Annotated in this window: 13 protein-coding genes; 6 read left to right on the top strand and 7 right to left on the bottom strand. The window is 54.0% G+C overall.

Translation table 11 applies throughout. From position 1 onward, the window contains the following. Positions 1-16: 16 nt before the first annotated feature. Genes PCH05_RS02420 through PCH05_RS02405 form a run of 4 tightly spaced genes read right to left on the bottom strand, consistent with a single transcriptional unit; the run spans position 17 to position 4987 of the window. Complete coding sequence (locus tag PCH05_RS02420; protein ID WP_246049329.1) at positions 17-1120, bottom strand: YheC/YheD family endospore coat-associated protein; 1104 nt, start codon at positions 1118-1120, stop codon at positions 17-19. Further along, positions 1117-2487, bottom strand: coding sequence for a YheC/YheD family endospore coat-associated protein (locus tag PCH05_RS02415; protein ID WP_127600292.1), 1371 nt, complete (start codon positions 2485-2487; stop codon positions 1117-1119). Before PCH05_RS02415 ends, PCH05_RS02420 begins: the two co-directional genes overlap by 4 nt. Then, a complete protein-coding gene (locus PCH05_RS02410; RefSeq protein WP_127600290.1) occupies positions 2487-3608 on the bottom strand; it encodes a YheC/YheD family endospore coat-associated protein in 1122 nt (373 codons plus the stop codon). The genes PCH05_RS02415 and PCH05_RS02410 overlap by 1 nt, the downstream gene beginning before the upstream one ends. Positions 3609-3619: 11 nt before the next feature. Continuing rightward, on the bottom strand, positions 3620-4987 hold the full coding sequence (locus PCH05_RS02405) for a YheC/YheD family endospore coat-associated protein (protein WP_127600288.1): 1368 nt from the start codon (positions 4985-4987) through the stop codon (positions 3620-3622). A 162-nt stretch (positions 4988-5149) separates the two neighbouring features. On the opposite strand from PCH05_RS02405, the gene PCH05_RS02400 reads away from it, so the two are divergent. The 3 genes from PCH05_RS02400 to PCH05_RS02390 all read left to right on the top strand — a co-directional run bounded on the left by PCH05_RS02400 (position 5150) and on the right by PCH05_RS02390 (position 7342). Next, positions 5150-5497 carry a YlbF/YmcA family competence regulator gene (locus PCH05_RS02400; RefSeq protein WP_127600286.1) on the top strand — a complete coding sequence of 116 codons (348 nt, stop codon included), beginning with the start codon at positions 5150-5152 and terminating at the stop codon, positions 5495-5497. A gap of 103 nt (positions 5498-5600) precedes the next feature. Beyond that, on the top strand, positions 5601-5888 hold the full coding sequence (locus PCH05_RS02395; RefSeq protein WP_127600284.1) for a hypothetical protein: 288 nt from the start codon (positions 5601-5603) through the stop codon (positions 5886-5888). A gap of 119 nt (positions 5889-6007) precedes the next feature. After that, the gene (locus PCH05_RS02390; RefSeq protein ID WP_127600282.1) at positions 6008-7342 is read left to right on the top strand and encodes a DRTGG domain-containing protein; all 1335 of its coding nucleotides are present in this window, start codon (positions 6008-6010) and stop codon (positions 7340-7342) included. Positions 7343-7424: 82 nt separating this feature from the next. Here the strand turns inward: PCH05_RS02390 and PCH05_RS02385 are convergent, their stop codons facing one another. The 3 genes from PCH05_RS02385 to PCH05_RS02375 all read right to left on the bottom strand — a co-directional run bounded on the left by PCH05_RS02385 (position 7425) and on the right by PCH05_RS02375 (position 8637). Beyond that, on the bottom strand, positions 7425-7733 hold the full coding sequence (locus tag PCH05_RS02385; protein ID WP_127600280.1) for a YtpI family protein: 309 nt from the start codon (positions 7731-7733) through the stop codon (positions 7425-7427). Between the two features lie 80 nt (positions 7734-7813). After that, positions 7814-8308 (bottom strand): sporulation membrane protein YtrI, encoded by a 495-nt coding sequence (locus PCH05_RS02380; RefSeq protein ID WP_127600278.1) that lies wholly within the window; start codon positions 8306-8308, stop codon positions 7814-7816. Between the two features lie 2 nt (positions 8309-8310). Then, a complete protein-coding gene (locus PCH05_RS02375; protein WP_127600276.1) occupies positions 8311-8637 on the bottom strand; it encodes a YtrH family sporulation protein in 327 nt (108 codons plus the stop codon). 159 nt (positions 8638-8796) lie between these two features. Here PCH05_RS02375 and PCH05_RS02370 point away from each other — a divergent pair, with 159 nt between their 5' ends. From PCH05_RS02370 to PCH05_RS02360, 3 genes are all read left to right on the top strand, one after another. Next, entirely contained in the window at positions 8797-12429 is a 3633-nt protein-coding gene (locus tag PCH05_RS02370; RefSeq protein WP_127600274.1) for a DNA polymerase III subunit alpha, read from the top strand. A gap of 184 nt (positions 12430-12613) precedes the next feature. Then, positions 12614-13105, top strand: coding sequence for a phosphatidylglycerophosphatase A family protein (locus tag PCH05_RS02365; RefSeq protein ID WP_127600272.1), 492 nt, complete (start codon positions 12614-12616; stop codon positions 13103-13105). 153 nt (positions 13106-13258) lie between these two features. Further along, positions 13259-13447, top strand: coding sequence for a glutamate decarboxylase (locus PCH05_RS02360; protein ID WP_127600270.1), 189 nt, complete (start codon positions 13259-13261; stop codon positions 13445-13447). Positions 13448-13507 lie beyond the last annotated feature (60 nt).

Here is a 13507-nt window from a genome sequence, read left to right as displayed (position 1 = left end):
CTTATCGGGACGACGTTTAATGGCTGGCGAGATGCTTGCAATAATGGAAAATCCGCTCAAGCGACTTTTGACGGATGTGAGGCTCATCGAATTTCATCGGTTTCGCGTTTGCCTCGAAAAACCAGATATTGCCGGAGGCATCCATGCCAAGGTCCATGGACATTTCACCGTGAGTGTACCCGGAGGCTTTCTCAATTTGTTTGGCAATGATAATCGAGGTGTTTCTGACCCGGTTCATGATCCCCGGGGCAAATTCCGCGCCAAATACGATGGCCAGCATTTCTTTCGGATCCTCGATGCTCCCTCCGCGGGGGACATGGGTAGTAATGCTTTTGGTTCCGGCCATGCGTGCGCCAACGCCGGTGACGCCCCACTGTCCCCTCTCCGTTTTCTGCAGCAATACCCGCAAATCAAACGGACGGTTATCGACGGCGGTCAGCTCGATGCCCTGCTGGATAATATACGGGCTTGCGCCGGTCTCCATCCGGATCCGGGCCCACAGACGCTGGATATTCGCTCCTTTATACGTCGTGCTGCCCTTATGATTCTGGACCTTGAGGCGGTAGGGAAGGAGTTTATCCTTCTGATATTTCAGCATCATGATTCCTTTGCCTGCTTTTCCGCTTTCGGGCTTCAAATAGAGGCAGGGATAACGCTCAAGCATTTTTTGGAGTCCGGCTTCGCCCCGCAGCCTTTTGGTTTTGGGTACGAAATGGGCGGTTGACTTGGACTTTTTAAGCCATTCAAACAAGTGCCATTTATTAAAAAAGTAGGGGTTATAGAACCGGATGGCCGGGTGAACGAGGCATTCCTTGATTTTGCGGCGGACAGCGGGTCTGAGTTCGTCTTCGCGCTGCGGTATGCGGTTGTAGATGACCTGCGGAAGGGGAAAGAGGCGCTGCTCCCATTCTTTTTTTTCGTTCAGTGTATAACCCTTGATGGTTTCTCCGCTCAGCTTCAGATCCTTGATCGTCACGACATAGACAGGAAATCCCATTTCCTGTCCTGTCCTGACGATATCCTGAAAGTTGGCCTGGTTCCCCCGGAAATGTATTCGCCCGCCAGGCATGGTCAAGATGGCGACGACGGGCTTGCTTTCCTCCTCATTTACATTCGTCACTCAGCATCCCTCCTGCGGAATTTACTCAAGTACAGGCAGTGTTCAAGGATGTGCTCCACAGAGGCTTTCCCTTCCGACCGCAAGGAGGGGTGGCTGAAAATGGAACGTCCGGGTTTGGCATTGGCTTCAAACATCCAAACCTTTTCATCCTGGTCGATTCCGATATCGAATCCGATTTCCCCTAGCAGGTGCTGGTGGTGGAACTCAATCGCCTCCGCAAGCGTAATGGCGATCCGTTTGGCGTTTTGCAGCACTTCATCCGATCTGGAACCAAAAGTGCGGCTCAGCGCCTGTTCAGGGGTCAGCAAAGACCCTCCATTCTTCAAATGCGTCGTTACACTGCCCCTGCCGGCTTTTTTAGCCCCAATGCCGACGACAACCCATTTGTTGTTGCCGTTCTTGTGCATGTGGAACCGGAAATCGATCGGGCAATTGTCGATCTCCACAAGACGAATTCCCTGCTGGATGACGTATGAATCGAGCGAGCGTCCGTGTCTGGACTGCAGCATCCGCATCATGCTGTTAAAGCTGCTGAAACGGAGCAGCACATTGCCGTTGCCTTTCCGGTAGCGTGCGAAGTATCCCCTTTTAGGCAAATAGGTAAGACGGTAAATGCCTTTCCCGAGGCTGCCTCCAGAGGGTTTATAGTACAGAAATTGATGCCTTTCCAGCATATCCTTGATTCTCTCGGGCGTCGGGTTCATGTGGGATTCAGGCACATACTGGTTCACGGTGTTGTCATGTTCAAGCAGGCGGTAAATATCGGATTTATTGAAGAAGCTCCAGTTGAAGTAAGGGATTTTTTTGCGTCCGAGACGTTCCCTCAGCTGGCTGATGGAGGAAGAGGTTTCCGCTTTGCGGCTTGGCAGGCGGTTATACACCACGTCGGGAAGCGGGACGGTTTTGCGGTAAAAGGATCCGTTATCATTCAGAAAGTAGCCGTTGACCGTTTCCTTCTGCCAGTTGATGTCGCGCGGCGTAAAGGCGAAAATATAGCATTTTTTCTTCCTTTCCCGCAGCAGCTGCTTGATGAACCCCGTTCTTGAAGCAAACGGCTGCGATGTGTTCGTGGGTCCATCCGAAAGCACGCCGATCAGGGGGCCGAGATGAAACTCGTTATCCAGGTTCCTTATATAAACGCCGCCGGCTGAAGGGACATGGATGCCGCTGCGGACGGCGGAGCCGAGAATCAGATGTTTGCCCGGCTTTTTAATGGTTTTGATGGCTGCTTGAATCGAATCCCTGCCGAGACGGAGTTGAATGTTTTTTTTGCCGGACAGATTCAAGCTTTTCATGAGCGTATTGGATATATAGACGACTTTCTCGGGCTGCTGCGAAAAATGAACATTACAATAAGTCAAACTCATCAATTTACCCTCCTAAGTTGTCGAAGCAATAGATAGCGGGCATAACGGAGCGGATTTTCCGACGCGAGTTCTGAGCTGTCCGGATCCCCGGCCAGCCGGATGGAGGTGCGTCCCGGCTTGGAGTTGACTTCCAGCAGCCAAAGTTCTCCTTTCGTATCGATTCCGAAATCGATACCCAGTTCTCCGAGCCTGCCATAATGACTTTCCAGAATCGGCGGAATGATATCCGAGAGCTGCCCCAGCCTTTCCGTCATTTTCTCTGCCTGCCTAGCTCCGAATTGTTCGCTTAGATACGGCAGAACGGGAAGGGCTGTTCCGCCGCCGTGAAGGTTGGAGGTTATGCTCCCGGAGGCGCCCTGCCTGACTGCCATGCCGGTTCGCATCCACAACCCTTTTTCATTTTTCTGCATGAGTACCCTGACATCAAAAGGCCGATCATTTCTGCCGTACAAATGCAGAAAAGGCTGAATGATGTATTCACGGCTGCCGGTAAACTCTTCAATCCATGCAGATGCCTCGCCTAGAGCTGCAAAGCTCATTTCCACCCGACGGTTCACGGCATCCCTGCCTTTGATGTGAAGATGGGCGGAATCCGGATTTTGCTGGATGAACAGCGTGTTTCTTCCTTGTGAGCCGCCCTTGGGCTTCATAAATACTTCGCCGCCGTATGCTTTCAAATGGGACAGCAGGCTTTTCTTGCCCTGATAAACCGTGGTAGGCGGTAGATGAGGAGCAAGGCGGGGGTCTCTTTTCAAAATCCGGTATACCTGCCACTTGCCCGGCAGTCCCCTGGACCAAAGCCGCCATCTTTGCGATGTTCTGGCTTCCGACAGCAGACTGTGCGCTGCGGCGAATTCAGTCCCGCTGTGAAAGAGGCAGCGGTCGTAGACGAGATCCGGAAAAGGGAACCGCTTCTGATGCCATTGTCCCGAGGAGTACGTGAAGCCGTCCACAAAGCTGCGGTCCCGGGCGGCATCGGACGGGCGGAAGACGACAACCCGGATGCCGTACTTTTTGCCGAGCAGGGTGAGTCTTCGGCTGTAGCCTTCATCTGCGAATGGCGGACTGCCTTGGCGGCTGCAGCACATGATACCTAGCGTTCCAATCACATTGCCGTTCATGACAGCCCTCCTTAGAAGCCGGACAGATAACAACAGTATTCCAGCAGCCTTTTAACAGAAGGCCTGATTTTTTGCTCGTTAAGCGGTGTATTGTCGTTCTTTGAAGGTTTAGAATTAACCTCCAGCATCCAGATCTTGCCGGATGCATCCATGGCCAGATCGATACCGAGCTCACCGAAATGCGCGGGAATATAATTGTCGATTCCTTTGGCAACATCGAGCGATGCCCGGTGGAGCTTGGCGTAAGCCGAGTTTTTGACTTCCGCGGGCAGCATGCAGCGGCTTACCGCATCCTTGACGGTGCTCAGCGTTCCGCCCCGAGCCAGATTGGAAACAAAGTGATTTCCTCCGGCTATTCGCGCCACGATGGATGTCACACTCCAGGTTCCCTGCCCGTTTTTCTGCACGAGCGCCCGGAAATCGATCGGTCTTTTGCCATGATCAATCAGATTAAGTCCCTGCTGAATCTGGTAGCGGGTGGTTTTCATTTTGCCGGATATGCCTGCAAACAGCTTGGTAAGATTCGGATAGATCTGCCTGCGCGCGCCGCCTGAGGAAGTGGCAAGGGTATGATAGGTTCCGTCCGGCTGTCTTGCGATTCGGATGATGCCCTTGCCGAGACTGCCGCGGACCGGCTTCAGGAATACGACGGGGTACTGCTGGCACATCTTTTTGAATACGGTTAAGCCGGTGAGCAGATGGGACTCGGGCATGAATTTGGCTAGGGAAGCGTCCGTCTTGAGCATTTCGAAAACCTCGTTTTTGTCAAGAAACCTTTCGTTGAACACATGTGCCCCGTGCCGGGATTTTACTTCTTTCATAAAATGCTGTACGCTAGGTTTATTCTCCATTTTGCGGGTTGTGAGACGGTTGTTGACGACATCCGCGATAGGCATCGGCGTTTGGCGCCACCCGTCATCGTACACCCAGCCGTGTATGCTGTTTGAACCTTCCTGGATATGATCCGGTGTAAAGAAGTATACATACGCGCCCTGCTTCCGGCAGGCGTTCACGAGCTCCCGGCAAAACATGGATATGGAGCCGAATGGTTTATCCGGCTGATCTGGATGATCCCGGCTGATGAGCACACTGATGAGAGGTCCGAGTCTGAGCGTCCGGCTTGTTGAACTGTAGGTCGCCCTTAGTACCGGACGAGAAAAAAGCCCCATGCGGCGGGCCTGAGGCTCACTGATTCGCAGTCCGCTCGATTTGGCTGCGGCCACAACGGTGATCTCTTGTCTGAAGGAACCAAATGCCAACTGCAGCGGACGGTCGGTTGGAATCTTCCACTGTTTGACCAGCCTCTCTCCGAGAACAATGGCGTTTTCCTTAATCGCGCCCGGAGCGAACATTTGGACCGGTAGCATTTTTTTGGACATCGTGGATCTCCTTCCAACAGCAACTTGATGTCTACAGGGCAGATAAGGAGCATCTGCGTTTTGCATGTAATGCATCATATGAGGACATATATCCCTTGGTGATTGACCCAATTTTTAAAAATAGGGATTTACAGCTTTCATTTTTCTAAGGAGGAAGGACATATGAATATTTACGACAAAGCGAATGAATTGGCGAGAGCCTTGAAGGAAAGCGAAGAAGTTAAGGACATTACTTCGGCGATGAGTCTGATCGAAAAGGATCCGGAGAGCAAAAACATGCTCGATGATTTCAGAAACCGCCAGATGGAAATCCAGCAGCGTATGATGTCCGGCGACATGCCTTCCCAGGATGAGATGGAAAAGATGGAAAAGCTTTTTGACGTGCTCAGCCTGAACCTGAACATTCGCCGATTGTTTGATGCGGAACGCCGCCTCAGCACGATTATTGAGGATATCAATAAAATGATCTCGGACAGCCTTCAGGACCTGTATGGCGGGCAAAGCCTATAATTATATAATGGACTGCAACAATTTTCTTGCAGCCTGTCTCATATTTCCGGTCAAACCTTCATAGAGTAGAAATATAGATTCACTTTGTGAAGGAGCTGGCGACATGAAAAAAAGAAACAAATTCAAACATTTCCTGTATCTGATTGTGGCACTGGCCATGCTGGTGTATGCCCTGCCTTTAATTTCATTCAGCGGTGGCTGGTCCTTGGTATCGGCCTTCGGCGCAGCCTGGGCCTTGTTCGCTTTTCTGGTCATCGGGGCGCATCTTCATTATTTGCTTGGCGTGGACGAAGAGAAGCAGAAGTCGCTGGACCGCATCAAGGCGGTCAAGATGCATCAGCTTCAGCTGAAATGGCCGGAGGACGCGCAGAGAAGACAAGAAAATATGTAATGGATGATGGCGAAGGTGGGGAAAAGCTGGGCAGATGCTGCTCCAGCTTTTTTTGTATGGATTAGAATGCTATGATATAGATACAGAATAGTACAGTTAGATATATGGGGGTGTAACAGTTGGAGGGCCGCGATGATGCAATTACAAAACATGAACAGCTTTTGCTGCATATCGAAGGACTGAAGGTCGGCACCAAAATTTCCGTCCGCAAGCTGGCGAGGGAAATGTCGGTCAGCGAAGGAACGGCCTATCGTGCTCTAAAGGATGCCGAAAACTTGGGAATCGTGATTACGAAGGAGAGAATTGGCACCGTCCGGGTCGAAAAGAAGCCGCGCAACATATCGGAGCAGCTTACCTTCGCCGACGTGGTGGAGATTGTGGAAGGGCATGTGCTCGGCGGGGCGGACGGACTCCATAAAAATTTGCATAAATACGTGATTGGCGCAATGAAGGTGGATGCGATGGTCCGCTACATCGACGCGGGCAGCCTGCTCATCGTCGGCAACCGGGACAATGCGCATACGCTCGCCCTGGAACAGGGAGCGGGCGTGCTCATCACGGGCGGATTCGGCACGAGCAAAGAGGTCAAGGCGCTGGCCGACCAGCTGAACCTGCCGATTTTTTCCTCGCGCCATGATACGTTCACCGTGGCATCGCTGATTAACCGCGCCATATTCGACCGGCTGATCAAAAAGAAGATCATGATCGTGGAGGATATCGTAGGAAGCAAGCCCAAAATCCATGCGCTGAAGCTCTCCAGCACCGTCGGCGAAAGCTTGGCGCTGTCGGAGCAGAAGGGGGATCCGCGCCTGCCGGTCGTTGACGAGTGGAACCGGGTGCTCGGTATCGTGAACCGAAGCGACATCGGAAGCCTTCCGCCCGAGCAGAGCATTGAGAAGGTGCTGATCCGCAATCCGGTGACGGCGACGCTGCAGACCTCTCTGGCTTCCGCGGCGCAGCTGATGATGTGGGAAGGGATCGATTTTTTGCCGATTGTCGACCGCAACCGCAAGCTGGTAGCCACCGTTTCCCGGAAGGAAGTGCTGCAGGCGATGCGCGATGCGCGCAAGCAGCCGCAGCTGGGAGAGACGTTCGATCATCTGATCTGGAACGGCTTTGCGGATGAGCGCGACGAGGAGGGGCGTCTCTTTTTCCACGGGTTTATTACGCCGCAGATGGCGACGGATCTCGGGACGATATCCGAAGGAATTCTGACGACGGTCATGACGCAGGCGGCCCTGCGGGCGGCAAAGGACATGACGGGCAACGATTTCGTGCTCGACAACATGTCCACATATTTTGTGCGTCCGGTTCAGATTGAGGACCCGGTGGTCGTCATGCCCCGGCTGCTCGAAGCAAGCCGCCGGACCTGCAAGCTCGAAATTGAAATGACGCATATGGACACCCTGGTTGCGAAAGCCGTGCTGACGCTGCAGTCCATTGAGCATGGATAAACAGCCCTGAAGCGGGGATTCACCCGGGCTGCCAACACCAAACAGCCGGACGCTCCAATCGATGAGCGCCCGGCTGTTTGGCTTACATGTTGCTGTCGGATTTCATGCGGCTGTAGTAACCACGGTTGCGGATGCCGGCGAAAATATTGAATGCACCCAGAACGAGGAATACCGCTTCAATAATGACGGCGACCGTCGAGCCGCTAAAGATAAACATGAAAATCAATGCCAGCATGATCAGCATGACTCCCATAAAAATATTCGTCGTAGCACCGTACAGGCCTCTTTCGCGGGCGTCCTTCGAACGCCGGGAACGGCTGCTGTAAAGGGCGGCGCAAATGCAGGCAATGACCAGCACCGCGTAAAGCAGATAACGGATGACAGAAACCATCAGATGCTGCAGCTCCTTCTTAACGTATCCATAGTGGAGGCTTATGTAAACCTCTTTAACAGCAATATTGTACCACGAATCTATGGATTTCGCACTGGAACGGGAGAGACATCCACCCAAATCTGGAGCATGCCTTCCATCAGCAGCATGGTCTTGATCTCAACCGAATATTCCTTGTCGCGGACCTTGTATATTTTTTTGTCCAGCAGCGCCCGTACGAATTTGCTGTAGGTGTCGATCTCGAAAGCGTTCTGCCCGCGCAGCACGTCCAGGTCGTCCCCGAGCTTGGCGATGATCGCCTTAATGGCGGCCGGATCGATCGGCGGGTTTTTCTGCTCGCTTCTGATTTTGATTTCCCGGATGACGGTTTGCTGATGGCGGTATTTCTTGAGGGTATCGATGTCGTCCTCGTACTGCTTAATCTGTCCTTCCAAATCCAGATTGGAGAGCCACAGCTGATTAAAGCTCGTATGAAAAATGGCGTTGTAGACGACACTGCCTACCACGACTCCGAGGACGAACACGGCGAACGTCTGGGAAATATGGCGGTAACGCTTGAATGGAGGGATCCTCATGGCTACTCCTTGCCGCCGCAGACCCACTTCACCAGTTCGCTGCCCATATGGGCTCCGAGAAAGGCCGATACGAGGAACAAAATCTGCTTGATCGCCGGGGAGAGATTTCCCCCTAGAAAATTACTTTCGATGACACGCATGGGGTCAATCGTTCCGCCGACCGCCGCCGCCAGCGCCCATATTTTGATCCTGTCCGCGACATCCAGCATGGTCTGGGTCGGCGGCTGCAGGGAAATGACCGCGCCGACGCCGCCTACCATGGCCCCGCCGATGACGATGCCGAAAGCGATGAAGAAATCGAGAATTGCTTTGGATATAAAAGTGCTCATTCATTTCCAGTCCTTTCGCGAGGGGACGGCTTGCAGCAACGCCTGTCCGATGATCTCCTAATCCATTCTATGGGCGGTGCCTTGCGTAATATGATAAAATAATATAAAGAGAAGAAGACTTTATTTCCGACCTTCAAGCGGACAAAAAGGAGAAGAGACATGAGTTCATTTGTGCATCTTCATGTGCATAGCGAATACAGCCTCCTGGACGGAGCGGCACGGATCTCGGACCTTGTCCATGCGGCCGCAGAAAACGGGATGAAGGCGCTGGCGCTGACGGACCACGGTGTCATGTACGGTACCGTGCCATTTTATAAAGCTTGCCGATCGGCAGGCATCAAGCCGATTATCGGCTGCGAGGCTTACCTGACCGCAGGCTCGCGCAAGGAGCGAGGAAGCCGGAAGGACCAGCCCATATACCACTTGATTCTTTTGGCCAAAAACGAGACCGGCTACCGCAATTTAATGAAGCTGTGCTCGATTGGCCATTTGGAGGGTTATCATTATAAACCGCGGATCGACATGGAAGCCTTGAAGGCCCATCATGAGGGAATCATTTGCCTGAGCGCCTGCCTGGGCGGCGAAGTGCCTCAGCATTTGCTGCATGGCCGAACCGAGGAAGCACGCAGGGCCGCGATCCGTTACCGGGATATTTTCGGTGAGGATTTTTATCTGGAGCTGCAGGATCATGGCATTCCTGAGCAGAAACGCGTCAACCCGCAGCTGATTGAGCTCGCTGAAGAGCTTGGCGTTCAGCTGGTGGCGACAAACGACGTGCACTACTTGAATCGCGAGGACGCCGCCATGCAGGACGTGCTCATCTGCATCGGGACAGGCAAGACGGTCGAGGATGAGGGCAGGCTGCAGATACCGACCGATCAGCTGTATTTCAAAAGCGGCGAGGAAATGGCCCGTTTATTCCCGCATGTGAAGCAGGCGCTGGAGAATACGGCGGTCATTGCGGATAAATGCAATCTGGAGCTGGAGTTCGGCAGATCGATCCTGCCGGAATACCGTCCCATTCCGGACGGCATGGATTCCGCGCAATATTTGCGTACCCTTTGCCAAGAAGGTCTCGTGAGACGTTATGAAAAGACCGAGCTGTGGTCAGAGCCAAAGAGCCGGGAAGAGCTGGATGCGCGCCTCGACTATGAGCTTGAGGTTATCGGCAGCATGGGCTTCAGCGACTATTTCCTGATCGTATGGGATTTCATTGCGTACGCGCATCGTCAAGGCATCACGACAGGTCCCGGAAGGGGATCGTCAGCAGGCAGCCTGGTCGCTTACGTGCTGGAGATTACCAATGTTGATCCGATTAAATATCATTTGTTGTTCGAACGGTTTCTCAATCCCGAACGGGTGACGATGCCGGATATCGATATCGATTTCAATGATGAGCGACGGGACGAAGTCATCCGTTACGTCGTTCAGAAATACGGAAGCGAGCATGTGGCCCAGATTATTACGTTCGGAACCATGGCCGCAAGGGCAGCGGTCCGTGACGTGGGAAGGGCGTTGAACGTGCCGTACGGCGACGTGGACAAAGCAGCCAAGCTGATTCCCGGCGCGCACGGAATCAGCATCAAACGGGCGCTCGAGCTGAGCGAGGAGCTGGAGAAGAATTACCGGCAGAACGCGAAAATACGCGAACTTCTGGATATGGCCATGAAGGTGGAGGGGATGCCCCGACATGCTTCGACACATGCCGCAGGCGTCGTCATTTCGCGCGATCCGCTGACGGATGCCGTACCGCTTCAGGAAGGAAGCGAACAGACGGCTCTCACCCAATATTCGATGGAAAATCTGGAGAGCATCGGTCTGCTTAAAATGGATTTTCTCGGCCTGCGGACCTTGTCGATCATCGAGCGCTGTATGAACTGGATCCGGGAAATGACGGGGAATGCCCCGGACTTCCTAACGATTCCCGATAATGACGGCAAGACCTACGGCATGCTCGGAAACGGGGATACCACCGGCGTATTCCAGCTGGAATCCGCCGGCATGAGACGCGTGCTCAAAGACTTGAAGCCCTCCGTATTCGAGGATATCATTTCCGTCCTGGCGCTGTACCGACCGGGTCCGATGGAATTCATTCCGAAGTTCATCCAGACCAAGCATGGACAGGCGCAGGCCGATTATCCGCATGAGGATCTGAAGCCGATCCTGCAGGATACGTACGGAATTATCGTCTATCAGGAGCAGATCATGAAAATTGCGTCCCTGATGGCGGGCTTTTCACTCGGGGAAGCCGACCTGCTCCGCCGCGCGGTATCCAAGAAGAAGCGCGAGGTGCTGGATCAGGAACGAAGCCATTTCGTGGCGGGCAGCTTGAAGCAGGGATACACCGAGGACGAAGCGAACCGGGTGTATGACATGATCGTCCGGTTTGCCGACTACGGCTTCCCGCGGGCGCATGCCGCGGCTTATGGGGTATTGGCTTTCCAGACAGCCTATCTGAAGGCGCATTATCCGGTACAGTTCATGGCTTCCATGCTGACGGCCGTGATGGGCAGCCACCGCAAGGTGGCGGAATACGTAGTGGAATGCCGGCGGATGGATATTCACGTGCTGCCGCCGGATGTCAATGAGAGCGGCGTGCTGTTTACGCCGGTCGCCGCGGGTGCGGAACGACCGGAGGCCGTTGAATCCGCCGGGCCGGGCCATATCCGCTTCGGGCTCGGCGCCATTAAAAATGTAGGAACGCAGGCCGTGGAGAATATGATGCTGGTCAGGGAAGAGAAGCCTTTTGAAAGTCTTCTGGATTTCTGCCGGCGGATCGACCTTAGGGTCTGCAACAAGCGGGTGATCGAGTCGCTCATTCAAGCGGGGGCTTTCGATTCGCTTCCTGGCCACCGCGCCCAACTGCTGGCCATGCTCGACGAGACGGTCGAAGCTGCCGTGAAGTGGCGCAAGGAGCGCGAGGATCTGCAGATTCAGCTGTTTGATTTTGTCGAAACGCCGAACTGGGATATCGAGTATCCGGAAATACCGGCTTTCTCCGCCGGAGCGCAGCTGGAGCTGGAACGGGAGCTTCTCGGCCTGTATCTTTCGGGGCATCCGCTCGACGATTATGACGAGGCGCTGAACGGTCCGGGCATCGACCATCTGATGGACCTGGAGGAGGCTGCGGATGAATCGTACACGGTCGTGGCGGCGATGGTTATCTCCGTGAAGACGATTACGACCAAACAGGGCAAAGCGATGGCCTTCATGGAAGTGGAGGACCAGATCGAGCGATGCGAGGTCGTGCTCTTCCCGGAGGTGTGGAAACGGAGCTCCCGGTATATCGATAAAGGGGCGCTGCTTGCGCTTCGGGCTAAGGTACAGCAGCAGGATGAAGGCTTCAAGCTGCTGGCGGAGGATGTGATGCCGCTGGATGAACAGGCGCTCGCGCAGCTGGTCAAACGGTCCCGCACGAAACCTGCTTCCGGTAGGAGCTTCGCCCGTCCGGCCGCTCAGCGGCCGGACGGCAAGCGGCCTGCGGCGGATGCGGCTTCGAGCCCTGCTGCCGCGCCAACCGCAGCGGCTGCAGGTGCTGCAACCAAGCCGCGGGACGCTGCAGGGCAGCGCGTTTTCGTTAAAATTACACCGGAGGCTGAGCATAGCCCGGATCTCTTGACCCGCCTGAAAATACTGCTGCAGGAGCATCCGGGAGCGGTGCAGACGGTGCTGTTCTACGAAGCGAGCCAGAAGCTGCTCGCCCTGAGCGACGGCTATCGCATCCATCCTTCCAAGGAGCTGTTTGCTCGGATGGAAGAGCTTCTCGGCAGAGAAACGGTCCGGATGAAATAAAGCGTCGAGGATAGGCCTTTTCGTGTAGATCGGCAGCCGATGAACCTGGCTTTCGGCATGCAAGGTTTAACCCAGAAATTACGAACGTTTCCGCATTCTCCCGCATACACTTAGGAACACCTATCCAAGGGACAACATTTTACGCGCCGGGAGCTTTAGGGCGTGTATGCGGGAGGAATTGCGGATGTCGTATGAGGCAGTGGTGGCCATGCTGGGCCGCCGTGGAGTCAAGGTAGAGGATATTGCCGATATCGTGTACCGGCTGCAGCTGGTGTATCACCCGCTTTTGACGATGCAGGACTGCGTGGACAGCGTCAAGGCAGTTCTCGGCAAGCGGGAGGTGCAGTATACGCTGTTTACGGGTATGGCGCTCGACGAGCTTGCGGAGCGCAGGCTTTTGCCGCAGCCGCTGCAAGCGATTATGGAAGCGGACGAACCCCTGTATGGCGTCGATGAAACACTGGCGCTGGGCATCACCAATGTGTACGGGATGATCGGCTTGACCAGCTTCGGCTATCTCGATAAAGAGAAGACGGGAATTATTGCGGAGCTTAACGATAAAAAAGACGAAATTCACGTTTTTCTGGATGATCTCGTGGCGGGACTGGCTGCGGCGGCTTCCGCGCGCATCGCCCACCGTTACGAAGGAGCAAAAAAGTATCCGCATGGCTCTTGATTTTAGGGTGCCTGAAAGCGATATCGGCCCCTTTTGGCGCCCCTTGATCTTTGGATTTGTTTCGAAGCCCTTTGTTGCGGGAAAAAACAGAGTTATGTTATCATTGTTTCATTATACGGGCTCAGAACATGAGATTAGGGGGTTCCGAAAGGAATGTGGACGGTCATTTATATCGCGCCAACCGCTAAGGTAGCGGACATGATCCAGGCCAAGCTAACGGAAGAAGGATTTTTGGTGAAGAGCCGTCCGGTCAACTTATCCAAGCAGCAATTCGAAATTCTGGTGCCCTCCGGAGAGCTGGAGGAAGTCCAAGAAGTATTGAATTCCATCTTGCATCCTTGATCTCCGGATAACGAGAGAGTACGTTTGAATATGGTAGAGTGGAAGATGCGGCTGAGCAAA

Origin of the sequence: Paenibacillus chibensis, assembly GCF_004001045.1 — a bacterium.
Classification (GTDB): Bacteria; Bacillota; Bacilli; order Paenibacillales; family Paenibacillaceae; genus Paenibacillus_AQ; species Paenibacillus_AQ chibensis.
The sequence above is the reverse complement of the archived record's forward strand: the minus strand, read 5'-3'. Positions and strand labels throughout refer to the sequence as shown.

Excerpts from the sequence above, each read along its gene's own strand:
- PCH05_RS02415 (WP_127600292.1), bottom strand. The coding sequence starts at position 2,487 with ATGAGTTTGACTTATTGTAATGTTCATTTTTCGCAGCAGCCCGAGAAA.
- PCH05_RS02410 (WP_127600290.1), bottom strand. The coding sequence starts at position 3,608 with ATGAACGGCAATGTGATTGGAACGCTAGGTATCATGTGCTGCAGCCGC.
- PCH05_RS02405 (WP_127600288.1), bottom strand. The coding sequence starts at position 4,987 with ATGTCCAAAAAAATGCTACCGGTCCAAATGTTCGCTCCGGGCGCGATT.
- PCH05_RS02400 (WP_127600286.1), top strand. The coding sequence starts at position 5,150 with ATGAATATTTACGACAAAGCGAATGAATTGGCGAGAGCCTTGAAGGAA.
- PCH05_RS02395 (WP_127600284.1), top strand. The coding sequence starts at position 5,601 with ATGAAAAAAAGAAACAAATTCAAACATTTCCTGTATCTGATTGTGGCA.
- PCH05_RS02385 (WP_127600280.1), bottom strand. The coding sequence starts at position 7,733 with ATGGTTTCTGTCATCCGTTATCTGCTTTACGCGGTGCTGGTCATTGCC.
- PCH05_RS02380 (WP_127600278.1), bottom strand. The coding sequence starts at position 8,308 with ATGAGGATCCCTCCATTCAAGCGTTACCGCCATATTTCCCAGACGTTC.
- PCH05_RS02375 (WP_127600276.1), bottom strand. The coding sequence starts at position 8,637 with ATGAGCACTTTTATATCCAAAGCAATTCTCGATTTCTTCATCGCTTTC.
- PCH05_RS02370 (WP_127600274.1), top strand. The coding sequence starts at position 8,797 with ATGAGTTCATTTGTGCATCTTCATGTGCATAGCGAATACAGCCTCCTG.
- PCH05_RS02365 (WP_127600272.1), top strand. The coding sequence starts at position 12,614 with ATGTCGTATGAGGCAGTGGTGGCCATGCTGGGCCGCCGTGGAGTCAAG.
- PCH05_RS02360 (WP_127600270.1), top strand. The coding sequence starts at position 13,259 with ATGTGGACGGTCATTTATATCGCGCCAACCGCTAAGGTAGCGGACATG.